This is a genomic window from Kitasatospora hibisci (assembly GCF_043950205.1).
Classification (GTDB): Bacteria; Actinomycetota; Actinomycetes; order Streptomycetales; family Streptomycetaceae; genus Kitasatospora; species Kitasatospora hibisci.
Genome location: NZ_CP171642.1, coordinates 7,898,698 through 7,921,944, shown reverse-complemented (window position 1 = coordinate 7,921,944; position 23,247 = coordinate 7,898,698). Strand labels below are relative to the sequence as shown.

23 protein-coding genes and 1 pseudogene are annotated in these 23,247 nt (G+C 74.2%); 15 read left to right on the top strand and 9 right to left on the bottom strand.

Features of this window, described 5'->3' with window-relative positions:
- Positions 1–175 precede the first annotated feature (175 nt).
- Together lpdA and ACF9IK_RS34320 are read right to left on the bottom strand one after the other, a co-directional pair.
- Positions 176–1,588 (bottom strand): dihydrolipoyl dehydrogenase, encoded by a 1,413-nt coding sequence (gene lpdA, locus ACF9IK_RS34325; protein ID WP_395297969.1) that lies wholly within the window; start codon positions 1,586–1,588, stop codon positions 176–178.
- A gap of 232 nt (positions 1,589–1,820) precedes the next feature.
- Complete coding sequence (locus tag ACF9IK_RS34320) at positions 1,821–3,326, bottom strand: M28 family metallopeptidase (protein WP_395298764.1); 1,506 nt, start codon at positions 3,324–3,326, stop codon at positions 1,821–1,823.
- Positions 3,327–3,592: 266 nt separating this feature from the next.
- On the opposite strand from ACF9IK_RS34320, the gene ACF9IK_RS34315 reads away from it, so the two are divergent.
- The 5 genes from ACF9IK_RS34315 to ACF9IK_RS34295 all read left to right on the top strand — a co-directional run bounded on the left by ACF9IK_RS34315 (position 3,593) and on the right by ACF9IK_RS34295 (position 8,150).
- The gene (locus tag ACF9IK_RS34315; RefSeq protein ID WP_395297968.1) at positions 3,593–3,769 is read left to right on the top strand and encodes an antitoxin; all 177 of its coding nucleotides are present in this window, start codon (positions 3,593–3,595) and stop codon (positions 3,767–3,769) included.
- Between the two features lie 199 nt (positions 3,770–3,968).
- The gene (locus tag ACF9IK_RS34310; protein WP_395297967.1) at positions 3,969–4,484 is read left to right on the top strand and encodes a cation:proton antiporter regulatory subunit; all 516 of its coding nucleotides are present in this window, start codon (positions 3,969–3,971) and stop codon (positions 4,482–4,484) included.
- 4 nt (positions 4,485–4,488) lie between these two features.
- Positions 4,489–5,844 (top strand): cation:proton antiporter, encoded by a 1,356-nt coding sequence (locus ACF9IK_RS34305; protein WP_395297966.1) that lies wholly within the window; start codon positions 4,489–4,491, stop codon positions 5,842–5,844.
- A 297-nt stretch (positions 5,845–6,141) separates the two neighbouring features.
- Complete coding sequence (locus ACF9IK_RS34300; RefSeq protein ID WP_395297965.1) at positions 6,142–6,756, top strand: TetR/AcrR family transcriptional regulator; 615 nt, start codon at positions 6,142–6,144, stop codon at positions 6,754–6,756.
- On the top strand, positions 6,753–8,150 hold the full coding sequence (locus ACF9IK_RS34295) for an MFS transporter (protein ID WP_395297964.1): 1,398 nt from the start codon (positions 6,753–6,755) through the stop codon (positions 8,148–8,150). The genes ACF9IK_RS34300 and ACF9IK_RS34295 overlap by 4 nt, the downstream gene beginning before the upstream one ends.
- A gap of 58 nt (positions 8,151–8,208) precedes the next feature.
- Here the strand turns inward: ACF9IK_RS34295 and ACF9IK_RS34290 are convergent, their stop codons facing one another.
- On the bottom strand, positions 8,209–9,570 hold the full coding sequence (locus tag ACF9IK_RS34290; protein WP_395297963.1) for an MATE family efflux transporter: 1,362 nt from the start codon (positions 9,568–9,570) through the stop codon (positions 8,209–8,211).
- A 134-nt stretch (positions 9,571–9,704) separates the two neighbouring features.
- On the opposite strand from ACF9IK_RS34290, the gene ACF9IK_RS34285 reads away from it, so the two are divergent.
- The 7 genes and pseudogenes from ACF9IK_RS34285 to ACF9IK_RS34255 all read left to right on the top strand — a co-directional run bounded on the left by ACF9IK_RS34285 (position 9,705) and on the right by ACF9IK_RS34255 (position 15,493).
- Entirely contained in the window at positions 9,705–10,250 is a 546-nt protein-coding gene (locus ACF9IK_RS34285) for a PadR family transcriptional regulator (protein WP_395297962.1), read from the top strand.
- A 328-nt stretch (positions 10,251–10,578) separates the two neighbouring features.
- Positions 10,579–11,505 (top strand): class I SAM-dependent methyltransferase, encoded by a 927-nt coding sequence (locus tag ACF9IK_RS34280; protein WP_395297961.1) that lies wholly within the window; start codon positions 10,579–10,581, stop codon positions 11,503–11,505.
- A gap of 17 nt (positions 11,506–11,522) precedes the next feature.
- The gene (locus ACF9IK_RS34275; RefSeq protein WP_395297960.1) at positions 11,523–11,690 is read left to right on the top strand and encodes a hypothetical protein; all 168 of its coding nucleotides are present in this window, start codon (positions 11,523–11,525) and stop codon (positions 11,688–11,690) included.
- Between the two features lie 151 nt (positions 11,691–11,841).
- A complete protein-coding gene (locus ACF9IK_RS34270; protein ID WP_395297959.1) occupies positions 11,842–12,741 on the top strand; it encodes an acyltransferase domain-containing protein in 900 nt (299 codons plus the stop codon).
- A gap of 242 nt (positions 12,742–12,983) precedes the next feature.
- The gene (locus ACF9IK_RS34265; RefSeq protein ID WP_395297958.1) at positions 12,984–13,895 is read left to right on the top strand and encodes an isocitrate lyase/PEP mutase family protein; all 912 of its coding nucleotides are present in this window, start codon (positions 12,984–12,986) and stop codon (positions 13,893–13,895) included.
- A 229-nt stretch (positions 13,896–14,124) separates the two neighbouring features.
- Positions 14,125–14,442: pseudogene (locus ACF9IK_RS34260) on the top strand (bile acid:sodium symporter); the annotation flags it as partial.
- 220 nt (positions 14,443–14,662) lie between these two features.
- Positions 14,663–15,493 carry a DUF4389 domain-containing protein gene (locus tag ACF9IK_RS34255; protein WP_395297957.1) on the top strand — a complete coding sequence of 277 codons (831 nt, stop codon included), beginning with the start codon at positions 14,663–14,665 and terminating at the stop codon, positions 15,491–15,493.
- A gap of 20 nt (positions 15,494–15,513) precedes the next feature.
- On the opposite strand, the gene ACF9IK_RS34250 is transcribed toward ACF9IK_RS34255, so the two are convergent.
- The 3 genes from ACF9IK_RS34250 to ACF9IK_RS34240 form a co-directional block, all read right to left on the bottom strand.
- Positions 15,514–16,179: a hypothetical protein gene (locus ACF9IK_RS34250; RefSeq protein ID WP_395297956.1), complete on the bottom strand. Its 666-nt coding sequence runs from the start codon at positions 16,177–16,179 to the stop codon at positions 15,514–15,516.
- Positions 16,180–16,434: 255 nt separating this feature from the next.
- Positions 16,435–17,145, bottom strand: a complete 711-nt coding sequence (locus tag ACF9IK_RS34245) for a 2OG-Fe(II) oxygenase (RefSeq protein WP_395298763.1) — start codon at positions 17,143–17,145, stop codon at positions 16,435–16,437.
- A gap of 287 nt (positions 17,146–17,432) precedes the next feature.
- Entirely contained in the window at positions 17,433–17,918 is a 486-nt protein-coding gene (locus ACF9IK_RS34240) for a hypothetical protein (RefSeq protein ID WP_395297955.1), read from the bottom strand.
- Positions 17,919–18,233: 315 nt separating this feature from the next.
- Between ACF9IK_RS34240 and ACF9IK_RS34235 the strand changes: the two genes are divergently transcribed.
- A complete protein-coding gene (locus ACF9IK_RS34235) occupies positions 18,234–18,803 on the top strand; it encodes a GNAT family N-acetyltransferase (RefSeq protein WP_395297954.1) in 570 nt (189 codons plus the stop codon).
- A 65-nt stretch (positions 18,804–18,868) separates the two neighbouring features.
- Here the strand turns inward: ACF9IK_RS34235 and ACF9IK_RS34230 are convergent, their stop codons facing one another.
- Positions 18,869–19,435: a TetR/AcrR family transcriptional regulator gene (locus ACF9IK_RS34230; RefSeq protein WP_395297953.1), complete on the bottom strand. Its 567-nt coding sequence runs from the start codon at positions 19,433–19,435 to the stop codon at positions 18,869–18,871.
- 87 nt (positions 19,436–19,522) lie between these two features.
- On the opposite strand from ACF9IK_RS34230, the gene ACF9IK_RS34225 reads away from it, so the two are divergent.
- Positions 19,523–19,984: a DUF1348 family protein gene (locus ACF9IK_RS34225; protein ID WP_395297952.1), complete on the top strand. Its 462-nt coding sequence runs from the start codon at positions 19,523–19,525 to the stop codon at positions 19,982–19,984.
- A gap of 33 nt (positions 19,985–20,017) precedes the next feature.
- Here ACF9IK_RS34225 and ACF9IK_RS34220 read toward each other — a convergent pair whose 3' ends face one another.
- Positions 20,018–20,587, bottom strand: a complete 570-nt coding sequence (locus tag ACF9IK_RS34220) for a TetR/AcrR family transcriptional regulator (protein WP_395297951.1) — start codon at positions 20,585–20,587, stop codon at positions 20,018–20,020.
- 71 nt (positions 20,588–20,658) lie between these two features.
- On the opposite strand from ACF9IK_RS34220, the gene ACF9IK_RS34215 reads away from it, so the two are divergent.
- Positions 20,659–21,144 (top strand): FBP domain-containing protein, encoded by a 486-nt coding sequence (locus ACF9IK_RS34215; RefSeq protein ID WP_395297950.1) that lies wholly within the window; start codon positions 20,659–20,661, stop codon positions 21,142–21,144.
- 115 nt (positions 21,145–21,259) lie between these two features.
- Here the strand turns inward: ACF9IK_RS34215 and ACF9IK_RS34210 are convergent, their stop codons facing one another.
- Positions 21,260–23,035 carry a S8 family peptidase gene (locus ACF9IK_RS34210; protein ID WP_395298762.1) on the bottom strand — a complete coding sequence of 592 codons (1,776 nt, stop codon included), beginning with the start codon at positions 23,033–23,035 and terminating at the stop codon, positions 21,260–21,262.
- Between the last annotated feature and the right edge of the window lie 212 nt (positions 23,036–23,247).

Sequence of the window (23,247 nt, the reverse complement as noted above, 5' to 3'; positions counted from 1 at the left end):
CGGTCGCGGCGTTCTCGGCGGACACTTCGCTTGCTTCGGTCGCTTCGGTCACGCCCGCATTCTTCCGGACGACCCGGTGCTCCCCGAACGCGGACCGCCGGGGCCCGGACGGCCGCGCCACCGGTGGTGGGTACGGCCGTCCGGGCCCCGGCGGCGGGGTGTGCCCGCGGCCGCGTCACATGTTGATCATGTGCCCGGCCAGGCCGTGGACGGCCTCCTTGACGGCCTCGCCCAGGGTCGGGTGGGCGTGGACGTTGCGGGCGACCTCGTGCACGGTGAGGTCCCACTGCTGCGCCAGGGTCAGTTCGGGCAGCAGCTCGGTGACCTCGGGGCCGATCAGGTGGGCGCCGAGCAGCTCGCCGTACTTGTCGTCGCAGATCACCTTGACGAAGCCGGTCGGGTGGCCGAGGCCGTGCGCCTTGCCGTTGGCGGTGAACGGGAACTTGGCGACCTTGACGTCGTAGCCGAGCTCGCGGGCCTGCGCCTCGGTGTAGCCGAAGCTGGCGATCTGCGGCTGGCAGTAGGTGGCGCGCGGGATCATCACGAAGTCGAGCTCCATCGTCTCGGCCCCGCCGATGGTCTCGGCCGCGATGACGGCCATCGACTCGGCCGCGTGGGCGAGCATCAGCTTGGCGGTGACGTCGCCGATCGCGAAGATGTGCTCGACGTTGGTACGGCCGCGGCCGTCGACCGCGATCGCGCCGCGCTCGGTGAGCTTGACGCCGGTGTTCTCCAGGCCGTAGCCGTGCACGCGCGGCGCGAAGCCGATCGCCTGGAGCACCTTGTCGGCCTCCAGGACCTTCTGCTGGCCGTCCTTCGCCGTGACGGTGACCCGGACCGGGCCGGCCGGGTCCTTGTCGTCGATCGAGTCGACGCGGGTCGAGGTGAGCACCTCGATACCGAGCTTGCGGTACTGCTTGGCCAGCTCGGCGGAGACCTCGGCGTCCTCCAGCGGCACCATCCGGTCCAGGAACTCGACGATGGTCACCTTGACGCCGTAGTTGTGCAGCACGTAGGCGAACTCGACGCCGATCGCGCCGGCGCCCGCGATGATGATGCTGCCGGGCAGCTCCTCGGTGAGGATCTGCTCCTCGTAGGTGACCACGCGGTCGCTCAGGCTGGTGCCGGGGAGCAGCCGGGTGGTGGCGCCTGCGGCGATGATGCAGTGGTCGAAGGTGACCATCTCGAAACCGCCGGCGGTCAGCGCGACCTGCAGCGTGTGGTCGTCGACGAAGGTTCCCCGGCCGTCGTACTCGGTGATGCCGTTCTTCTTCATCAGGTAGTGGACACCCTTGACCCGGCCGTCGGCGACCGAGCGGCTGCGACGGAAGGCCTCACCGAAGTCGAAGCTGACCTGGCCCTCGACCTTGATGCCGAAGGTCTTGGCCTCCTTGGTGAAGATGTGCGCCAGTTCCGCGTTGCGCAGCAGGGCCTTGGAGGGGATGCAGCCGACGTTCAGGCAGACGCCGCCCCAGTACTTGGCCTCGATGACGGCGGTGCGCAGGCCCAGCTGCGCGGCGCGGACGGCGGCCGTGTAGCCGCCGGGGCCCGCGCCGAGGACGACGACGTCGTAGTGCGTGCTGCTCATGGTGCTAGCTCCTCCGAGGGTGTCACGGTCACGTGATCTCGGTGCCATGGTGTCAGGCCCCGGCTTCGTGCACCCACCGGACCCCGGACGAGCGCCGCGCGACCGGGTGCCGGCGGCCCCTGGGGCGAGGCCGCCGGCGGCCGTACCGGGCCGAGGCGGGGGGACGGGGCGGGGCGGGGACGGGCCCCGGCCTCACGCCCGTACCGCGCGGGCCGGGCGTGAGGCCGGGTCGTCAGGCATCGACCTCGTGCGCGTGGCCCTCGTGCAGGCCGCCGCCGCTTCCGGCCTGGCCGTCGGTGTGCTGCGGCGGCACCGGCACGTGCAGCGAGGAGAGGTCCCAGGCGTAGGTGCCGACCGAGTCGGCGATGACGTCGATGTTGACGTCGAAGGCCTTGAGGTCGAGGTTTCCGAGGTTGTCGCAGGCCTGGTGGTAACACGTGTCGAAGGCCACGCCCGCGGTGCCGCCGTAGCGGGCGGCCTGGGCGGCGGACTTGATGACCTCGGCGCCGGTGTCGGTGCCACCGGCCGGGATCCCGGCGTCGATGAACGGTCCGTAGTCGGAGCGGCCGGTGAAGTCGGTGCCCTCGTGCGGGAGCCCGCGGCGGTCCAGGTAGTCCGTGATGCGCCGCTCCAGCTGGGCCGAGCCGTCCGGGCCGGGGCCGGAGCCGACGTGGTCGGAGTCGTCGCCGTCGTAGACGAACTGGGCGGAGTTGGGCGAGGCGATCATGTCGAAGTTCAGGTAGAGCCTGATCTTCTTCCTGTCGGCCTCGGAGAGTGACTTCACGTAGGCCTCGGAACCCTTGAGGCCGAACTCCTCGGCGGACCACCAGGCGAACCGGACCTTGTTCTTCACCGGCCGCTTCGCGATGTTCCTGGCGACCTCCAGGATGCCGGCGGAGCCGGAGCCGTTGTCGTTGATGCCCGGGCCCGCCACCACGGAGTCCAGGTGGGCGCCCACCACGACGGTGTCGGCGTCGTCACCGCCGCGGGTCTCCGCGATGACGTTCCAGGTGGTGCGCTTCTCCATGAAGGTGCGCAGGTCCAGGGTGACGGTGACCGGGCCGGCGGCGGCCTCGGCGGCGAGCGACTCGCCGGCCGCCTTGGTGGTGCCGGCCGTCGGGATCCGTCCGGACCCCGGGTCCCCGAGGGTGCCGTTGAGGTCGCCGTCGACGTTGTTGTAGACGACCGCGGCGAGCGCGCCGGCGTCGGCCGCAGCGGCCTGCTTGACGGCGAAGCTGCAGCCGCCGCGCTTGATCAGCGCGACCCGCCCGGCGAACGCGCCGGCCGCGTAGTCGGCCGCCTCGCACCCGGTGGTGGCGTCCACCGGGACCACGGCCAGCTGGGCCGTCAGGCCGCCCTCGGGGCCGCCGGCCGAGTAGGTCATGGCCTTGATCCTGATCTCCTCGGCCCGTGGCGAGACCACGCTGAGCCGCTCCGCGAGCCCCTGGAAGAACGTGTACTCGAACTCCTGCCGCGACACCTTCAGGCCCGCCCGGCGGGCCTGCTCGTACACGTAGCGGGCCGACTGGTCGTGGCCGGGCGAGCCCGCCACCCGGTGGCCGCCGTTGCGGTCGGCGATCCGCTGGAACTCCCGCAGGGTCCGGTACGCACCGTCGGCAGTGCTCTCCTCGACCAGTCGGGCGGCCAGCTTGGCCCCCTTGTGGGCCGGGTCCGGGTCGGCCGACGCGCTGCCGGTGCCGACCAGCAGCAACGGGGCCACCAGGGCGGCCACCGCCAGCGAGGTGCCCGCGACCCGCCGGGCCGAAGGGGCCGGGGCGCGCCCGGTCCGCGGGGTCGAGGCGGTCGGAGCGGTCGGAGCGGTCGGAGCGGTCCGGCGGGGTGTCCGAGCGTTCAAGGCGCGTCCTTTCGGCAGACGATGGACTCCCGATTTGACATGCTCGGCGCCGGGCTGCCAACCCCGGCGCGCAAGCTGACAGGATGCGGACACCGGCACCGGCGGTGATCCTGGACAGGTGGGGGCATCTCATCCGGGAGCGTGACCGCATGTCCATGATGGATAGGCTCAGGCAGATGCTGAAGGGCCACGAGGCGCAGGCCGAGAAGGCCGTCGACGGAGCGGGCGACGCCGTCGACGAGCGGACGCAGGGCAAGTACGCCGGACAGGTGGACACCGCCCAGGAGAAGGCCAAGGACCAGTTCCGGGACCAGCCGCCGCAGTAGCGGCCGGCCCGTGGCCCCGCCGTGCGCCGACCCGCGCCGGTGAGCCCCGCACCCCGGTCCGGTTCCCGTCGGAAGGCGGTGCCGGACCGGCGTGCCGCGCGCTGCCGCGACGTCCCGACCAACCCCCGAGCAGGGGGCTTTGCACATTCATTACCATGGACACGCTTGCGGAAAGCCCCCTGACGAGAGGACAGCCGCCGTGTCGATCCCCCGTGTCCGGACCACCCCCCTGCCCGGAGTGGGCGTCCAGTACGACCTGACGACACGAGAACGGCGGCACCTGTCGGTCATCGCCCACCGGGACGGCTCGCGCAGCCTCAACGTCTACCGCTCCGACGACCCCGACGCCTGTTCCCAGGCCTTCCGGCTGACCTCCGAGGAGTCCGCAGCCCTGGTCGACGCCCTGACGCCCGTTCACCGGACTCCCGGTCAGCAGGCCGACGGGCAGCCGCACCCCGGCCTCCTTCACACCACCGACCTCGGCCTCGTCGCCGAGCGGCTGCCCGTCGACGGCGCCTCGCACTGGAACGGCCGGACGCTCGGCGAGACCCGGATGCGGACCGAGACCGGCGCCTCGGTCGTCGCCGTGCTGCGCCGCACCGGCGCCGTCCCGTCCCCCGCGCCGGACTTCCGGTTGGCGGGCGGGGACACCCTGATCGTCATCGGCACCCGCGAAGGCGTCGACGCCGCCGCCGCGATCCTGGACCGGGAGTGATCGGGTGCACACTGCGAGCGTCTTCATCGAGCTCGGCTCGGTCATCCTCGTCCTCGGGCTGCTCGGACGGATAGCCGGCCGGTACGGACTCTCCCCCATCCCGCTCTACCTGCTCGGCGGGCTGGCCTTCGGCAGGGGCGGGCTACTGCCGCTCAGCGCCAGCGAGGAGTTCGTCGCCACCGGCGCCGAGATCGGCGTCGTCCTGCTGCTGCTGATGCTGGGCCTGGAGTACACCGCCGCCGACCTGGTGACCAACCTCAAGGCCCAGTACCCGGCCGGCGCCGTCGACTTCCTGCTCAACGCGCTGCCCGGTGCGGCGGCCGCCCTGCTGCTCGGCTGGGGCCCGGTGGCCGCCGTGGTGCTGGCCGGCGTCACCTGGATCTCCTCCTCGGGAGTCATCGCCAAGGTGCTCGGCGACCTCGGGCGGCTGGGCAACCGCGAGACCCCGGTGATCCTGAGCATCCTGGTGCTGGAGGACCTCGCGATGGCGGTCTACCTGCCCATCCTCACCGCCGTCCTGGCCGGCGCCGGGCTGGTCGCCGGCTCGATCACCCTGGCGATCGCCCTGGCCACGGCGGGCGCGGTGCTCTTCGCCGCGCTCCGCTACGGGCGCCTGATCTCCCGTTTCGTCTCGCACGACGACCCGGAGAAGCTGCTGCTGGTCGTGCTCGGGCTGACCCTGCTGGTGGCCGGCCTCGCCCAGCAGCTCCAGGTGTCGGCCGCGGTCGGCGCCTTCCTGGTGGGCATCGCGCTGTCCGGTGAGGCCGCCGAGGGCGCGCACATCCTGCTCAGCCCACTGCGGGACCTCTTCGCCGCGGTCTTCTTCGTCTTCTTCGGACTGAGCACCGATCCGACCAGCATCCCGCCGGTGCTGCTGCCCGCGCTGCTGCTCGCCGTGGCCACCGCGCTCACCAAGGTGGCCACCGGCTACTGGGCGGCCCGCCGGGCCGGGATCGCCGCACGCGGGCGCTGGCGGGCCGGCGGCGCGCTGGTCTCGCGCGGCGAGTTCTCCATCGTCATCGCGGGCCTCGCCGTCACGGCGGGCATCGAGCCGGCCCTCGGGCCGCTCGCCACGGCGTACGTGCTGATCCTGGTGGTCACGGGGCCGCTCGCCGCACGCTACACCCAGCCGGCGGTGGAGCGGCTCGGCGCGCTCTCCGGGCGCAGGCGGGCCGCCCGGTGGGCGCCCGCCGGGACGGCGGCTTCGGCGGACGCGGCGGTCGTCGCGGGCAGCACGGCGGGCGCGGGCGCGGCGCCGGCGGCGAGTGCGGTGGCGGGCGCCACGGTCGCGAGCGCCACGGTCGGGGGCGGCACGGTCGCGGAAACCCCGGACGAGGCGGTCAACGGGGTCGCGAGCTGACCACCATCGCCGGGTGCCACCGGGCGGACCGCCGGTCCGGCCAGGGGCACCCGGCGGCACCGGCCCCGGAGGTCTCCGCGGCCGGTCCGGCCGTCGCCGCCGTCGCCGCCCGCCGCCCGCCGCGCCGCAGTGCCCGCACGGCCCGGGGCCGACCGCTCGCGCAGGCGGCCGCACTCCTCGCACACCCGGTCCGGCCGGCACGCCGCCTCTCCACCCTCGCCCCTGCGGAGATTCCGTCCCCGGGCCGCCGCGAGCCACCGAGTAGACACTGTCTACGCAGGCTGGTAGACAGTGTCCATGAATGATCAAGAGACGGGCCTGCGCGCCCGGCTGGTGGCCGCCGGGGTCGAGCTGGTGACCCTCGAAGGCGTGCACGCACTCACCCTGCGCGAGATCGCCCGGCGGGCCGGGGTCTCGCACGGCGCACCCCGCCGCCACTTCGCGACCCACGTCGAGCTGCTGGCGGCCATCGCACGACGCGGCTTCGGCGAACTGGCGGCCGCACTGGCCCGTGCCGACGACGCCGTCACCGACCCGGGCGACCGGAACGGGCGCACCGGCCGCGACCCGCGCGCCAGGATCGCCGCGCTCGCCCGCGCCTACCTCGACTTCGCGGCCGAACAGCCCGGCATGTTCGACCTGATGTTCCGCCACGACGTCCTGGAGGGAAGCGGCATCGGCCTGCGGGCCACCACGCTGCCGCTGTTCGAGATCTTCGTCCGGCTCATCGAGGAGGTCGGCCCGCCCGCCGGCGTCCGACCGGCGGACGCCACCGCCGCGTTCTGGGCCAACCTGCACGGGCTCGCCCAACTGCGCACCTGGGGCAGCCTCCGACTCGCCTCCGGCAGCGACGACATCGGCCCGCTGCTGGACGCCGCCCTCACCGCCCACCTCGGCCCGGAGCCCCGGTGACACCGGCCGCGCGCCGCCGGCTCACCCTGGCCGGGAGCATCACCGGCGCGGCGATCGTCGCCCTCGACGGCACCGTGCTCACCGTCGCCCAGCCCAGCATGCAGCGCGACCTGCACGCCACCTTCGCCCAGGTGCAGTGGAGCAGCACGGCCTACCTCATCGCGGTGGCCGGCCTGCTGGTCCTCGCCGGCCGCCTCGGCGACCGCTACGGCCACCAACGGGTCTTCGCCGTGGGCGTGCTGGGCTTCGCCGCCTCCTCCGCCGGGATCGGCCTGGCGGCCGGCATCGGGTGGGTCGTCGCCCTGCGCGCCGTCCAGGGAGTGTCGGGGGCACTGCTGCAACCCGCCACTCTCGGCATGCTGCGCGCAGCGTACCCCGCCGACCGGCTCGCCCTGCCGATCGCGCTGCGTACCAGCGCCATCGGCCTGGCAGCCGCCGCCGGGCCCGTGGTCGGCGGGGCCCTGACCGCCCACCTGGGCTGGCGGGCCGTCTTCTTCCTCACCGTCGCACCCGCCGTCGCGGTCGGGGTCGCCGCCCTGCTGGTCCGGCTACCGCAGCCGCCCGCCGACCGCGCCGCCGGACTCGACCTGCCGGGTGCGGGCCTGCTCGCGGCGGCGCTGGTCTGCCTGGTGCACGCCCTGGTCGGCGTTCCCGACCGCGGCTGGTCCGCGGCCACGTGGCTCGGGCTCCTCGCCGCCGCCCTGCTCGGCGCCGCCTTCGTCCGGCACGAGCGCCGGACGGCCCGCCCGCTGCTGCCGCCCCGCATGCTCGGCTCGGCGACGGTCGGCTCCGCGCTCGGAGTCCTCCTCGCGACCTCCGCGGCGATCTTCGGCACCCTGTTCCTGGGGACGTACTACCTGCAGGAGGTACGCCTCCTGGACCCGCTCGGCAGCGCGCTCCGAGCGCTGCCGCTCGCGGTGGCCATGGTGCTGGCCGCCCCGGCCTCGGCCGCGCTGATGCGCCGTCACGGGCCGCGCCGCACGGTGGTCGCCGGGACACTGCTCGTCACGCTGGGCGCCCTGCTGGCCTCCCGGCTCGACGAGGGCTCGCACACGGCGGTGATCTGCGGCTGCTTCCTGTTGCTGGGCGCCGGGTTCGGGACGGTGATGGTCACCGCCACCGCCGTCCTCGTCCGCGACGCGTCGGTGGCCGACGCGGGCGTGGCGGGAGGCCTGCAACAGACCGCGATGAACGTCGGCCCCGTCCTCGGCGTGGCCGTCGCCACCACCCTGACGGCGGGCCGGCCGCTCGCGACGGCGATGGGCCCGGCCCTGCTGGCCCTCACCGCCACCGCGGCCGCCGGCGCCCTGCTCGCCCTGCGGCTCCCGGCCTCGGCCGCCAAGGCGGAAGGGACCGCGGAGGCCGAGCCGGCCAGAGCCGCGGTCGAGGCGTAACGCGGGGCCGCGGGCCCCGCACGGGTGCGATGCGGCGTCGGGAGCGCCGCCCGCCCGGTCAGTCCGCCATCTCCGGCGCCCGCTCGGCCGGCACCGCCGGCCCGCCGGCCGCCCACTCCGCCCCGGCCCCTGCGGGCGCGGCCGGGCGGCGGCCGACCAGCAGCCGCATCAGGACGAGTTGCGCAACCGCGCCCACCGTCATGCCGGCCCAGAGCCCGTCCACACCGAGCGGGCCGGACAGGGCGACACCGGCGCCGAGCTGGGCGCCGAGGCCGAGCAGCACGGCCGCCACCAGCGGCCGGCCCGCGCCGGAGGCCTGGTACACCCCGCCGAGCGCCACCACCATCGCGTACGGCAGCAGGTAGAGGCCCGCCATCCGCAGGAACCCGACCGCCTCGCCGGCCACCGCAGGGTCGTCCGTGAACAGCGCCGTCACCGGCACGGCGAGCGCCGCGCAGAGCACGGCGGCGCCGGTGCCGAGCGCCGCGGCCAGCCGCGCGGTGTCCCGGCCGAGGGTGCGCAGCGCCGCGGTGTCGCCCCCGCCGGCGAGCCGGGCGGACTCGATCACGGCGGCCTGCCGCACGGCGTAGAAGGACATGGTGACGATCAGCAGGACGCGGTAGCCGACGCCGTAGCCCGCCACGGCCGGGACGCCGAAGGCCGCGACCAGGCCGAGCTGGGCCGTGCCCACGCCCATCCGGGCGGTGAAGTCCAGGCCGAGCGGCGCCCCGGCGGCGACGATCCCGCGCATCGTCGAGCCCGTCCCGCCGGACGGGGCGGGTATCCGCCGGCGGCGGCGGATCAGCAGGGTGACGGAGAAGGCGGCGGCCCGCGACAGGGTCAGCGCGAGGGCCGCCCCCGTGACGCCGAGGGCGGGGAGGGGACCGGGGCCGAGGATCAGCAGCGGGTCGAGGAGCAGCAGCAGGGCGTTCGAGAGCAGTGCCGTGCGCATGGGTGTGCGGGTGTCGCCGGCGCCCTTGAAGAGCTCGTCGGCGACGCGCTGGCCGAAGAAGAGCCCGAACGCGGGGAAGACCACCGCGAAGTAGTCCGCGGCGAGGCCGGCCGCCGCGCCGTCCAGGAAGACCCCGGCGAGGTGCTCGCGGAGCAGGAAGCCGGGCACGGCGAGCAGGAGGGTGCCGACCGCGCAGAGCCGCCAGGCCGCCCGCGCGGTGCGGCCGGCGGCCGCGGGGTCGCCGGCCCCGAGGGCCCGCGAGAGCCGGACGGTGGTGCCGGAGGAGACCACGAGGACGAGGCCGAGCAGCAGGTTCTCCACGGTTCCCGCGAGGGTGACGGCGGCGACGGCGGAGCCGCCGAGGCCGGCCACCCAGAAGGTGCCGATGACGGAGGCCACCACCCCGGACAGCAGTTCCCCGTAGACCGGCCCGGCCAGTCCGATCAGTCGCGGCAGGTGTCCGCGCATGATTCCCCCCTTCGGCGGGCCGATCGGCCCGGCGCCGTCAGTGCCTCGAATAGAGATACCTCTAAGCGAGGCACCTCGGCAAGAGGTATCATGACGCCCCGGACAGAGCCTGCGACGACGGAAGGGCCTCGACTGTGCTGACCCTGGCGATCCTCGGCTTCCTGTACGACGAGCCGCTGCACGGCTACGAGTTGAAGTCCCGCATCACCGGCCTGACCGGCCACGTGCGCCCGGTCAGCGACGGCGCGCTCTACCCCGCCATCACCCGCCTGGAGAAGGCCGGACTGCTGGTCCGGCACAGCGAGCCGGGCAGCGGCGGCGCAGCCCGGCAGGTCCTGGAACTCACCGCCGAGGGACGGGCCGAACTGGAGCGCCGGCTCTCCGATCCGGAGGAGGTGGAGATCTCCGACCAGATCCGCTTCTTCACCGTCGCGACCTTCCTGGACCGCCTGACCGACCCGGCCCGTCAGGCCGTGGTGCTGCGCCGGCGGCTGGCCTTCCTGGAGGCGCCGAGCAGCTTCTTCTACGAGGCCGACGGCCGCCCCGTCACCGCCGAGCGGGAACCGAACCCCTTCCGGCGCGGCATGCTGCTGGTCGCCCGGGCCTCCGGCACGGCCGAGCGGGCCTGGCTGGCCGACACGATCGCGGAGCTGGAGGGCGGCGCCGCCACGGCCCGCTGACCACGGGGGCGGTTCCCCCGCCGCGCCGCGGCCCGCCCGCGGCCGGTCGCCGGGCACCCGGTCGCGTGAAGCCGCTGCCGCCGGGCTCGGGGGTGCGGGCCGGGGCGTCGGGCCACGGCCCGGAGGGCGGACGGGCCCCGGTCCGCGGGACGGGGCGGGCCTGCGAAGGGGTCCGGGCCGGCGGTGCGGTCGGTCCCGGGCGGACCGCGCACGGCGCACCCTGCCGGAACGCGCGAAATCCAGTGCGGTGAACCGGGTTCCGGGTCTGGCGCAACGCGGCCCCGCCGTAGCTATGATGATCCGCCTCACACCCGCGGCACCCCGCGGGGTGAGCCGTCTGCGCGTCCGGGCACTGCCCGCACCCCTGGAGGCCGCCGTGCCCGTTGCCGATCCCGCAACCGTCCGCCCCGCACCGCTCACGCGGGACGCCATCCCCGGCTGGTTCTTCCGGGTCGACCAGGAGGCCTTCGGCCATCTCCTGGCCGCCCAGACGGCGGCCGGCCGCACCGGCGACATCCTCGAACTCGGCGCCTACCTCGGCCGCAGCGCGGTCCTGCTCGGCGACCACCTGCAACCGGGCGAGCGCCTGACCGTCTGCGACCTCTTCGACTCCGAGGCCGGGGACGCCGAGAACGCCGCCGAGATGACCATGTCGTACCGGAAGACCCTCACCCGGACGGCCTTCGAGGCGAACTACCTCGCCTTCCACGCCGAGCTGCCGGAGATCGTCCAGGCGCCCACCTCCGTCCTGGCGGACGGCCGGATTCCCGCCGGAAGCTGCCGGTTCGTCCACATCGACGCCTCCCACCTGTACGAGCACGTGGCCGGGGACATCGAGGTGGCCCGGGCGGCGCTGGCGGACGAGGGGCTGGTGGCCCTCGACGACTACCGCTCGGAGCACACCCCCGGCGTCTCCGCGGCGGTCTGGCAGGCGGTCTTCACCGGCGGCCTGAAGCCGGTCCTGCTCACGCCGATGAAGTTCTACGGGACGTGGGGCGACGCCGAGGCGGCCCAACGGACCCTGCTCGCCCGGGACTGGCGGGCCGAGGGCTACACAGTGGACGAGGACGCCATCGCGGGCGCCCGCGTCGTGCGCCTGAACCGGCCCGCCGCAGCCGCACCGTCGGCGCCGTCCCGTTCCGCGCCGCGGCGGCTCGCGCTCGACCTGCTGCCGCCGATCGCCACCCGCGCCGTCCGGCGGGCGCTGCGGACGGCACGTGCGGTGCGCGGGCGCAGCCGAGTCCCGTCGGCGTAGCGACCGGCGGCACGGCCGTGATCCCCGCGCCGGCGCTCGGGCCCGGCGTGCTGCCACCGGCGGCCGCCGTTCCGCCGGCAGCGGGCCGGGCCCGGCTGGTGCTCAAGGCCCACACGCTGGCGCAGGTCCTCGCCGGAACGGCGCTCGGGGGCGTGTGCGCGCTGTTCCTCACCCTTCTGCGCTGAGCCCCGCGCTCGCCCGCTCGGCCGCGGGCCTCCAGCGCGGCGGGGTTCCCCGGTAGGGTCTGCGGACCGGCAGGCCGACGGGGCCGGGTCGGCGGCCGGGTCCGCCGACCGGGGCGGCAGCCGACAGCGCGGCAGGCCAGGAGGAGGCGGGTTGGAGCCGAAGGGACTGCCGGACTCGGAGGCACTGCCGGAGGCGCTGCTCGCCCTCGGCGTGCCCTTCGAGGACGTGAACGGCCTGCTCGCCGCGCACCGCCGACTGGCGCGCGACCCGGGCCTCCGAGGCGAGTTCGGCGGCGAGCTGCGCACCCAGGTCGCGGCGATCGGCACGGTCGGGCGGCCGTCGGGGCTCTGGCGCGGGTGGCCGGCGGGCTCGGACGGCAGCGACTACCTCTCGACCCTGCTCCTGGTCGCGCTCGCGCCCCACACCCGGGCGTACCACCGCGCGCTCGGGATCCGGCCCGAGGTGTCCCGGGCGACCCTGGCCGACCTGGGCCGTCACCTCGCCCTCGCCCGGCGGCGGGGCGGCCCCGGCGGTCTCCACAATCCCGCCTGGCTGACCCTGCACTTCCGCGGCGAGCTCTACCAGCTCGGGCGGCTCCAGTTCCAGCGCAAGCGGCTCACCGGTCCGGACGCCGAGGCCGCCGCGGCCGCGGGATTCGGCCCGTGGACCCTCGAACTGCACGTCCCCGCGCACCGCGGCCCGCTCTCCCCCGAGGCCTGCGAGCGTTCGTTCGCCCGGGCCCGCGGCTTCTTCGCCCGCCACCACCCCACCGAGCCGTACCCGACCGCCTGCGTCTTCTCCTGGCTGCTCGACCCGCAACTCGCCGACTACCTGCCGGCGGACTCCAACATCGTCCGGTTCCAGCGGCGGTTCGCCCCGCTCGGCCCGCCCGGCGAGCCCGAGGACGACAACCCGCTGCGGTTCGTGTTCGGCACCGCCGAGGGCCCGCTGGAGGATCTGCCGCGGGACACGGTCCTCCAGCGGGCCGTCGTCGACCACCTACGGGCGGGCGGCCACTGGCACGTCGTCGGAGGCTGGCTGCGGCTCTGACACGGACGGCGGGCCGGTCGGTGGGCGGTCGGCGGTCGGTCGGTGGGGCGGGGGCCTGCCCGGCCGCGCCGTCGTCGTATCCGCCGCATCCGCCACCCGGTAAGGCATTCCTATGAACTGACGGCATATCACTCACGCGAGCGAACTTCCTTTAAAGATTTGCCCACGGAACATTAAAGGTCGCATAGTGATAACACCTCAGTTGGCCATAGGAACGGCCAAGTCGAGGCAAAGTCCTGCCCTTGCGAGCAGAGGAGAAGGCGTTGCTTCACGGACGGACGGAACCGGTCCGCGGCTACGGACAGCGGCTCCGGGAGGAGATCGCGGCCCCCGGGACGACGCCGCTCATCGGCGTCTACGACATGTACTCGGCGTCCATCGCGGCGGGGCACTACCACGGCATGTTCGTATCCGGCTTCGGATTCGCGGCGTCCTACTACGGCCTGCCCGACATCGGATTCATCGCCTGGCCCGACATGGTCGCCTTCGTCGAGCGGCTGCGCGGCGCCTTCCCCGGTCACCACCTCCTCGTCGACATCGACGACGGCTACGTCGACGCCGAGGTCGCCTGCCACGTGGTGCGCAGGCTGGAGCGGATCGGCGCCTCCGGCGTGATCCTGGAGGACCAGAAGCGCCCGCGCCGGTGCGGCCACGCCGACGGCAAGCAGGTGCTCCCGCTCGACGAGTACCTGGAGAAGCTCGACCAGGTCCTCGCCAGCCGCACCGACCTGGTGGTCGTCGCCCGGACGGACGCCACCGAGGAGGAGGACATCCTGCGCCGGGCCGAGGCGCTGGCCGCCACGGACGCGGACGTCGTCCTGGTGGACGGCGTGCGCAGCGAGAAGTGGATCCGGCGCATCCGCGAGGTCGTCGGTGGAAAACCGCTCCTCTTCAACCAGATCGCCGGCGGCAAGTCGCCGCGGTTGTCGCTCTCCGAGCTGGCCTCGCTCGGCGTGGATGTCGCCATCTACAGCACGCCCTGTCTGTTCGCGGCCCACCACGCGATGGACGAGGCGCTGGCCGGGCTGAAGGTCGCCGACGGCCGGCTGCCGGCCGCTGTCGGCGGGAGTCGACCGATCGGTGTCCGGGAGTCGACCGAGCTGTTGGAACGGAACATCGCCCAGCCGCTCCTGCGCGAGGCGGTGCGGGCGTGAGGTCGGCACCGGTCCGGCGAGCCGGGCGGACTACAGGAGATCGGCGATGAGCGGCGGCCCCGGGCACCGGGCTCCGCCGGCCGTACGGGACCGGCCGACGCAGACCGGCGGTCCACGCCTACCGGGGCAGTCGGGAAAGCTCCGACGTCGCGTGTTTCCCCTGCCGCGCTGGTCCGGCCTGCGCTCGGATCTGCGCTCGGAGCGGCAGCGGCGCTGGCTCGATCCGTACATGGCAGCGCTGGTCGGAACGATTCTGCTCGCCGCGCTGCTGCCCGCCACCGGACGGGCCGCCCACGCGGCCGAGATCGCCTGCGAGCTCGCGGTCGGCCTGCTCTTCTTCCTCTACGGAGCCCGGCTGTCCACCCCCGAGACGCTGGCCGGGCTCCGCCGGGCGCGGCTCCACGGGCTCGTCCTCACCTGCACGTTCGTCCTCTTCCCACTGCTCGGGCTGGCCACCGCCGTCCTGACGCCCGCTCCCCTGACCGAGCAGCTGCACACCGGCGTGCTGTTCCTCTGCCTAGTGCCCTCCACGCTCGGTCGGGCGGTGAGGCGGCTCGGGCGGCGCGGGGGCTGCGGGCAGCTCCTCGGTCCGGCCGACGCATCCGGTCCGAATCATCCGGGTCAGCGGACGCCGCACGGGCCGCACCGACGGAGTCCGGATCGCCCGGGCGGCGCAGTGCGGCGAGCAGAACCGCCGGATGGCTGCGATCTTCGGAGCAGGTCGCGGCAGACCGCCGCCCGCCTGGTGTCGAGACCTGGAGGCCCGGATGTGGCAGGCTCCCCCCGCACCCCCACCGTTTGCGACCGAGTGGCTGCCGGTGCTGGACATGCCCAAGTCCGGGCCTCAGAACCGGCTGACCGTGCTGTTCCGGATCCTGCTGCTGATCCCTCAGTTCATCGTGGTCTGGGTGCTGTCCGTGGTGGCGTTCTTCGTCGCCGTGATCGGCTGGTTCGGGGCGCTCTTCCTCGGCCGGCTGCCGATGTTCGCGGCGGACTACCTCTCCGGCTACGTCCCGTACGAGACCCGGGTGGCCACCTACCTGATGCTCACCCACGACAGCTACCCGCCGTTCCGGTTCCGCACCCCGGAGTACCCCGTCCAGGTCGAGCTGCGGCCGGGTGAGCTCAACCGGCTTGCCGTGTTCTTCCGGCTCGTCCTGGTCATCCCGGCGGCCATCGTCCAGGGGCTGGTCTTGGCGGGGTGGTGGGCGGTGGCGTTGATCAGCTGGGTCGTGGTCCTGGTGCTCGGGCGGATGCCCGAGCCGCTGTTCGAGTCGACCGCGGCGATCCTCCGCTACCGGATGCGGTACATGGCGTACCTGCTGATGCTCACCCCGGCCTACCCGAAGCGGCTGTTCGGCGACGAGCCGGGCGAGGCGGAGGGCGGTCCCGTCTCGGCGACCCGGCCGCTGGTGCTGAGCGGCGCCGGGCGCGGGCTCCTGGTGCTGTTCATCATCCTCGGCATCGCCTCGTGGGGCACCGGCTCGATCACCGCATCGCTCGACTCGGACGACGACAAGCACGTCAGCGGCCCCCTGGTGCCGGAGCCGCTGGTGCCCGACCCGTTCGGGCGCGTCTCGCCGGACGCGCCACGCTGAGGTCGGGCGTCCGGCGCTGATCAGGGACGGTGGCGGACGCCCTCCTGCGACCGGCGCTCCCCCGGTCGGCGCCGGAGCTCTGGACCGGCCGGATCGCTGCTGAGCCAGCCGCCGCGGATCGCCCAGGTGCCGCCGTCCGCGGCGGCACCCCGCACGCCGTCCAGGACGGCGGCACCCGCCAGGGCGATGGTGCGCGGTTCGGCCAGGGAGGCGAAGCCGAAGGTCCGCGCCGGATCCCAGTCGGTGCTCTGTGCGAGGCGGCGGGCCAGCTGGGCCCAGCCCAGCGGCGCGGCCGCGACCACCCAGGCGTCCGGTGCCGGGCCGGTGAAGCGCCGGGCTGGACGCAGCCAAGAGGCCGCCTGTTCCGGCCAGTCGACGACGGCGAGCACCGCATCGCCGGCCGATGCGTCCCCGTCCTCCCGGCCCTCCTGCTCGCACCAGGCCTCGGCGAAGGCCTCGGCGGCGGTGCGGGAGGCGCCGTCGCGGCTGTGGCCGAGGACGACCGTGCGGACCCGCGGCCGCTGCGCCGCGAGCAGGCCGACGAGTGCCGCCGTCTCGGCACCGGTGTGCGGGGCAGGCGCCGGGAGCGACCCGTAGGCGGTGGTTTCGGCGCCGCGGATCAGCGGCGACCGGCCCCGGCCGCTCGCGGCGGCGGTGGCGGTGAAGGGGCTCTGGGTACGGGTCACGACAGTCTCCTGTGGTACGGATGTCCGGGACTGGTTCGACGCCTTCCACCACCGTGCGCGGGCAGCCGGGACGGCCGTGGAGCCGGCCGCGTCGGTGGCCGGTGCGGGTACCGCGCGTCTCGCTGCGGTACGGACGGCCGTCCGCGCCCAGCGGGGGCGGCGGCCGCAGGTGGCCGGCACACGCTCTCCGGAAGGCGGGCGAGCGACCGGGGCCGTGCGGTCCCGGCCCGTCGCGGCGGTCACCGACGCCCGCCCTCAGGCGTCGTGGAAGACGAGGCCGAGCGCGTGGCGGCGACCGGACCGGACCGTGCTGACGCCGTGCCGGACCGGACCGGCGGACCAGCCCCGCGCGGAGCGCACCGGCCGGTCACGGGTGGTGAAGACGAGCCCGTGGCCCTGCGCGAGGACGGCCGCCGTACCGCGCGACTGGGCCCGGGGGCGCTGCTCGACCAACAGGAACTCCCCGCCGGTGTAGTCCCGGCCGTACCGGTCGAGGCCGATCACCACCTGCAGCGGGAAGACCAGGTCTCCGAAGAGGTCGCGGTGCAGCGCGTTCCAGTCCCCGGCCTCGTAGCGCAGGAGGATCTGCGACGACTTGCCCTGCCCGGCGGCATGGCAACGCGCCAGCCACTCGTCGAGGGTGTCCGGCCAGGGCGCCGGGCGGCCGAGCCGGTCGGCCCACGTGCGGGCGACGGTCAGCAGGTGTGGGTAGAGGGCCTCGCGCAGCACGCGGACGGCCTCGGGAGGCTCGTGGGTGAAGTAGCGGTAGCGACCGGATCCGAAGCGGTGGCGGGCCATGTCGACCGTGGTGCGGAAGTGCCCCGGGTCGTCGAAGAGCGCGGCCAGTTCGCCGCACTCGGCGGGGGTGAGGAGCTGCGGAGTGGGGGCGCACCCGTGGGCGTCGAGCTCCGCGGCGAGGGCGGACCAGTCGGTCGCGTCTACCCGCCGGCGGAGCCGTTGGGCAATGCGGTCGGCGATGCGGCCGGCGCCGCACTCGGCCCTCGGCTCGGCCGTGGGGTCGGTCGGACGACCGCCGGACGGGTCGGCGGCTCGGTCGGTGATCACGGTGGGTGTTCCTTCGACTGCGACGGGCGGCGGGACGGCCGGCACGGGGTGGGCCGGTCGGCTCCACTCCCCCGGCACCGTCCAATCTGCGCCACCGGGCGGCCCGAGTCCGGCGGGATTCGGACCTGGCGCTCCGGCTGTGGAGGGCCGCACCGGGCCGCACCGCCGGCCGGCCCCGCCCGACCTGCTCAGTCCTCCACCGGGCCGGCGTCCAGGCGGGCCGCGCCGTGCAGCGCCTGGCCGTCCTCCCGGGCCTCCTCCAGGCTCCGGGTGAAGGCGTCGATCCGCTCCTGCGGCGGCAGGGACATCAGCCCGGGCGGCCATGTCCCCGGCGGCACCACGATCACGGCCACCGCCTGCCGTTCCCCGGCGGCCGCCAGCCAGCCCGGGGAGGCCACCACCGGGGAGGCCGGCTCCCAGATCTGCCGTCCGCCCACCAGCACCAGGCGGGCCAGCAACGGCCCGCGTACCTCCACCACGGCGGTGGTCTCCGGCGGATCACCGGCCGCGAGCAGGAAGCCGCTGTCCACGACGTTCTCCAGCAGCTCGCCATGGAGGCGGGGACCCACCTCGACGATCACCTCCGCGAAGGGCAGCCCGTCCGTGGCCTCGCGCACCGCGAGCGCCCACACCATCGGCGCCCTGGCCGCGCCGTCGTCGCCATCACCGACCATGCCCACTCCAACGAGCCGCCCGGCCTCCTGGGCAGCGGCCCTCGTCGCCGGGGCTCCCTCTGCGACGCCGCCCGGTCCGGCGGGCGAGCCGCTTACGGCGGATGCCCCCGGAACAACCACTCCGATGGAACAACCACTCCGCGCGGCGCTGTCATCCACGACGGGCGGCCTGCGGAGGCGGTGCGGCCCGCACAGTCACGCTCCGTCGCCGAGGGGGCGTCCCGGCCACAGCGTGTCGCGGTGCACGCCGGACCGGCCGGCGCCCGACGCCGTCGGCTCCGCCCTCTCCTCTCGCCGGCACGGAGCGCCGAAGGCATGATGACCAGCAGGGAGTGCGAGGAGGTGCGGACCATGGACGTCTCGCTGACCACCGACCGGCTCATCGTCCGGAACTGGTCCGTCGACGACGCCGAGCAGGCGCTGGCGATCTACGGCTCGCCGGACGTGGCTCGCTGGCTCACCCCGGCGATGGACCGGGTGGGGGACGTCGCCGCGATGCGGTCCGTCCTCCAGGCCTGGCAGGAGGCGCAGCCGAACCTGCCGCCGCCCCGCGGGCGGTGGGCGGTGGTGCGCAAGGAGGACGGCGCGGTCGTCGGCGGTCTCGGGATCCGGCTGCTGCCGCCGTTCGAGGACGATCTGGAGATGAGCTGGCAGCTGGCCCCCGACGCGTGGGGCAAGGGCTACGCGACCGAGGCCGGCCGCGCGTTGATCGCCTGGGCGTTCACCCAGGACGCCGAGGAGCTGTTCGCCGTCGCACGGCCGACCAACACCCGGGCCATCGCCATGGCGCGGCGGCTCGGCATGGAGTGGGTGGGTGAGACCACCAAGTACTACGGACTCAACCTGCAGGTCTACCGCATCCGCCCGAGCGACCTGGTCTCCTGACCCGGCCTGTCCTGCGTCGCACCGGACCTCCCCGACCCGGGATCGGAGGCCTGTGCGCCCCCGGGTCAGGGCGCCGCGAGCAGTGCCGCCGCCGCCGCGCGGGCGTGGGCGGCCGGGGTGGAACTACCGGTGATGGCGGCGGTGACGATGGCGCCCTCGGCGAGGAGGTGGACCGGTTCGGCCACCGGCCGGCCGGTGGCACGGACCCAGAGTGCTATCTGGTCGCGGAACGCCTGCTTGTGCGAACGGACCTCGGCCAGGACCGCCTCGGAGGACGGGGCGAGTTCGCCGAAGGCGTTGATCCAGGCGCAGCCGCGGAAGCCGGGCTCCGCGAACCACTTGGCGAGCCAGTCGAAGACGGCGAGCACCCGCTCGCGCGGATCGCCGAACCGCTCCACGTGGGCGGCCAGTTGACCGCGCCAGCGCTCGTCGCGGCGCCGGAGCACCGCCACCACGAGGTCCTCCTTCGCCGCGAAGAGCCGGTAGATGCGCTTCAGCGGCAGGCCGGAGGCCGCGCGCACCTCGTCCATGCCGACGGCCTGGATGCCCTTCTCGTAGTAGAGCCGCTCCGCGGCGTCGAGCAGGGCCGTGCGGTCGAGACGGGCCTGCTCCTCGGTGATCGGGGCCGGCATGCGGGACTCCTTGACGTTGAGAACGATCGTTTCCTATCGTAGGCGCAAGCCATTGAGAACGTACGTTCTCGACACGAGGAGGCCGTCATGACCGAAGCCCGCCCGCCCTATCCGCCGTTCACGCACGAGACCGCGCTGCAGAAGGTGCAGGCCGCCGAGGACGCCTGGAACTCCCGCGACCCCGAGCGGGTCGCCCTCGCCTACACGCCGGACTCGGCCTGGCGGAACCGGGACGCGTTCGTCAACGGGCGCGAGGAGATCGTCGCGTTCCTGACCCGCAAGTGGGAGCGCGAACTGGACTACGCACTGCGCAAGAGCCTCTGGAGCTTCGACGGGAACCGGATCGCCGTCCGCTTCCAGTACGAGTGGCACGACGCGGACGGCCGGTGGTGGCGCAGCTACGGCAACGAGCTGTGGGAGTTCGACGAGGACGGCCTGATGCGGCGGCGCGAGGCGAGCATCGACGACGTCGCCATCACCGCAGCCGAGCGCCGCATCCACGGCCCCCGGCCGGCGGACGAGTTCGGGGGCGACTTCCCGCTCCGGTGACCCGCACGGACGGACGGCGAGCGGGGCGGGCGGTCAGGCCTTCGGCCAGGCGCGCAGCAGGGCGTCGAGGGCGTCCAGGATGCGCGACCAGGTGTCCTCGGTGTCGCGCGGGGTGTGCCGGAAGCTCCCCGCGCGCTCCAGGGCCACGTAGCCGTGGAAGGTGCTTCCGAGCAGGCGGACGGCGTCGGTCTCGTCCGGCTCCGCGAGGTCGTAGCCGCGCAGGATCGCGCGCGTCATCTGCGAGTGCCGCACGCCCGCGCCGGCGCGCGCCACCTCCGGGTCGAGCGGCAGCTGCGCGGCGGCGTAGCGGCCCGGGTGCTCGCGGGCGTAGTCGCGGTAGGCGTTGGCGAAGGCGGTCAGGGCGTCCTTGCCGGCCCGCCCGGCCAGGGCGACGGCGACGCGGTCGGCGAGCTCCTCCAGCGCGAGCAGGGCGATCCTGGTCTTGAGGTCCTGCGAGTTCTTGACGTGCGAGTAGAGGCTCGCGTCCCTGACGCCGAAGCGCCGCGCCAGCGCGGAGACCGTCACCCCGTCGAAGCCGACCTCGTCGGCCAGCTCCGCGCCCGCTCTGGTGAGTCGTTCCGCGTTCAGCCCTACCCGCGCCATGCCCTTCCCTTCGATCGCCTGAGGTCATAATACATTTGCCTAATGCTCCTAGGTAATTTACGTTGCCACCTATGAAGATGCTGACCGAGCAGGAGATCCGCTCCGCCTTCGTGAACTGCACCAAGGGCGAGGCGTCACGCCTGAACGTCCCCCGCGATCTGGCCGAGAGCCCGTGGGACGACCTGGACTTCCTCGGCTGGCGCGACCCGCAGGCCCCCGACCGCGCCTACCTCGCGACCGAGCTGGACGGCCGTACGGTGGCGGTCGCGCTGCGTTCCTCCGGTGCCGCCGCCTGGCAGGCCCGGCGCAGCATCTGCTCGCTCTGCGTGACCACCCACACCGGGGGCGTCTCACTGCTGGTCGCGCCCCGGGCCGGAAGGGCCGGCAAGCAGGGCAACTCCGTCGGCGCGTACATCTGCTCCGACCTCGCCTGCTCCCTCTACGTTCGCGGCAAGCGGGAGGTCGGCACCCGGCTGCACGAGTCGCTCACCGTCGAGGAGAAGATCCGGCGCACGGAGGCCAACCTCGCCGCCTTCGTCGCCCGGGTCACCGCGTGACCGCGGCCGGTGCCACGACCGGGCACGCGCCACGACCGGGCAGGCGCCCGCAACGGCGTGCGCTCCGCCGCCCGAGGGGGCGGCGGAGCGCGGGTGGGTGGTGTTGCCGGGTCGGCTAGAAGGTCAGGTTCCAGGCGTCGATGGTGCCGACGTCACCCGAGGCGCCGTCCGTGACCCGGAGCTTCCAGGTGCCGTTCGCCACGCTCGCCGAGGCGTTCACGGTGTACGTCTTGGCCACGTTGTCGGCGCTGTCGCCGTTCGGGAAGTCCTCCAGGAGGTAGACCGTGCCGTCGGGGGCGACCAGCGAGATCACCAGGTCACCGCGGTAGGTGTGCTTGATGTCCACGCCGACCTTGAGGGCGGCGGGGGCGTTGCCGGTCACGCCGGTGACGGCGATCGGGCTCTCCACGGTGCTGTAGTCGCTGATCGCCACGTCGGCGAGGTTCTCGAAGTACTTGCCGGTCGGGGGGATGCTCCCGCCGACCGCCTTCAGCGCGTCGACCTGACCCTCGCCGAAGAAGCCGTTGTTCGCGGTGGTGCCGGTGCAGCGGCTGTCCGAGGGGCAGGCGAGGTCGTTGGCCTGGGCGGCCAGCGCGGCCCGGATGTCGGCCGGGGTGAACGCCGGGTTGGCGCTCGCGATCAGCGCGGCCACACCGGCGACGTGCGGGGACGCCATCGAAGTGCCGTTCTTCGAACCGTACTTGCCGCCGGGCAGGGTGGAGTAGACGCCGGTCGAGCCGTCGCCGCCCGGGGCCGCGACGTCGATGACGCCCCGGCCGAAGTTGGAGTAGGACGCCTTGCCGCTGCCGCTGCCCGTGGCAGCGACCGTCACCACGCCGGGCAGTTCGGTCGGGATGTCGATGCAGGCGTTGGTGATGGTCCGGGTGACCGGGGTGGAGTCGTTGGGGCTCTCCGAGTCGGTCGTCTTGTTCGCCAGGTCGTAGTTGGAGTTGCCGGCGGCGGCGACCTGGAGCGAGCCCTTGCCCTCGGCGTACTCCTGGGCGCGCTTGACGCCCTCGATGATGGCCGCCTGGTCGAGGTTGTCGGGGCAGTTGAACTGCCACGGGTCGGTGTAGTAGCTGTTGTTGGTCACCCTGAAGCCGTGGTCGCCGGCCCAGACGAAGCCGCAGACGGTGTTCTCGGCGTAGAACAGCGTGGAGCTCGGCTCGGCGATCCGGACCGAGGCGATCTTCACGCCCGGAGCGACGCCGACGACGCCCTTGCCGTTCTTGGCGGCGGCGATGGTGCCGGCGACGTGGGTGCCGTGGGTGTCGACGTCGCGCCAGGCGCCGGTCCGGGTGTCGGCCTTGCCGTAGGCGCAGGAGGCGGAGTCGGCGGCGTCGAAGTTCGGCGCGAGGTCCTGGTGCCGGTCGTCCACACCGGTGTCCAGCACGCCGACCTTGACGGTGGGCGAACCGGTGCTCACGGCCCAGGCCTGGTCGGCCTTGATCTGGGTCATGTCCCAACGGTTGGACTCGGTGAGGGTGGTCGTCGACTGGGCGGGGTTGGCCGGCAGGGCGGGGGCGTAGGCGTCGGCCGGCACGTCGGAGGTGCGGGTCGCGCCGACCTTCTGGATACCCGCGACGCCGCGCAGGGCGGTGGCGAACGAGGCCGAGGTCGAGTGGGCGACGACGACGCCGATGGCGTCGTAACTCGCGAAGACCGTGCCCCCGTTGGCGGTCACGGCGGCCTTGGCGGCGGCGATGTCGGCAGGGGCGCTGATGACCAGGTAGGAGCGGGTCCCGGCGGCCCAGCCGGCCGCGACGGGGGCTGCCGGGGCGGCCGGGGCGGCGGTGGGGGCGCCGGGAACCCGGTCGGCACCGGCCGAGGGGGTGGGGGTGGTGCCGGCGGGGGCGGCGGTCGCCACGGTGGCGGGGGCGGCGAGCGCCATCGCCGAGAGCACGGCGAGAGCGGCGGCCGGGCGGCCCAGCCGCCGGGATATCAGGGGTGACAAGTGCGTCCTCCGATCGGCCTGCATGTGAGGGGATCACGCAGGTGTTGAACGCAACATGCCAGAACCGTGCACACTTGGGGAAGGCTTTACGCATGACGACTTGTCACAACAGTGTCAACTTTTGATGTCATGACGGCCAGCCACCCCTT

What these genes read in the sequence shown, in the direction of transcription:
- lpdA (WP_395297969.1), bottom strand. Translation starts at nt 1,588, where the DNA reads ATGAGCAGCACGCACTACGACGTCGTCGTCCTCGGCGCGGGCCCCGGC.
- ACF9IK_RS34315 (WP_395297968.1), top strand. Translation starts at nt 3,593, where the DNA reads ATGTCCATGATGGATAGGCTCAGGCAGATGCTGAAGGGCCACGAGGCG.
- ACF9IK_RS34300 (WP_395297965.1), top strand. Translation starts at nt 6,142, where the DNA reads ATGAATGATCAAGAGACGGGCCTGCGCGCCCGGCTGGTGGCCGCCGGG.
- ACF9IK_RS34290 (WP_395297963.1), bottom strand. Translation starts at nt 9,570, where the DNA reads ATGCGCGGACACCTGCCGCGACTGATCGGACTGGCCGGGCCGGTCTAC.
- ACF9IK_RS34255 (WP_395297957.1), top strand. Translation starts at nt 14,663, where the DNA reads ATGTGGCAGGCTCCCCCCGCACCCCCACCGTTTGCGACCGAGTGGCTG.
- ACF9IK_RS34240 (WP_395297955.1), bottom strand. Translation starts at nt 17,918, where the DNA reads ATGGTCGGTGATGGCGACGACGGCGCGGCCAGGGCGCCGATGGTGTGG.
- ACF9IK_RS34235 (WP_395297954.1), top strand. Translation starts at nt 18,234, where the DNA reads ATGATGACCAGCAGGGAGTGCGAGGAGGTGCGGACCATGGACGTCTCG.
- ACF9IK_RS34230 (WP_395297953.1), bottom strand. Translation starts at nt 19,435, where the DNA reads ATGCCGGCCCCGATCACCGAGGAGCAGGCCCGTCTCGACCGCACGGCC.
- ACF9IK_RS34225 (WP_395297952.1), top strand. Translation starts at nt 19,523, where the DNA reads ATGACCGAAGCCCGCCCGCCCTATCCGCCGTTCACGCACGAGACCGCG.
- ACF9IK_RS34220 (WP_395297951.1), bottom strand. Translation starts at nt 20,587, where the DNA reads ATGGCGCGGGTAGGGCTGAACGCGGAACGACTCACCAGAGCGGGCGCG.
- ACF9IK_RS34215 (WP_395297950.1), top strand. Translation starts at nt 20,659, where the DNA reads ATGAAGATGCTGACCGAGCAGGAGATCCGCTCCGCCTTCGTGAACTGC.
- ACF9IK_RS34210 (WP_395298762.1), bottom strand. Translation starts at nt 23,035, where the DNA reads ATGGCGCTCGCCGCCCCCGCCACCGTGGCGACCGCCGCCCCCGCCGGC.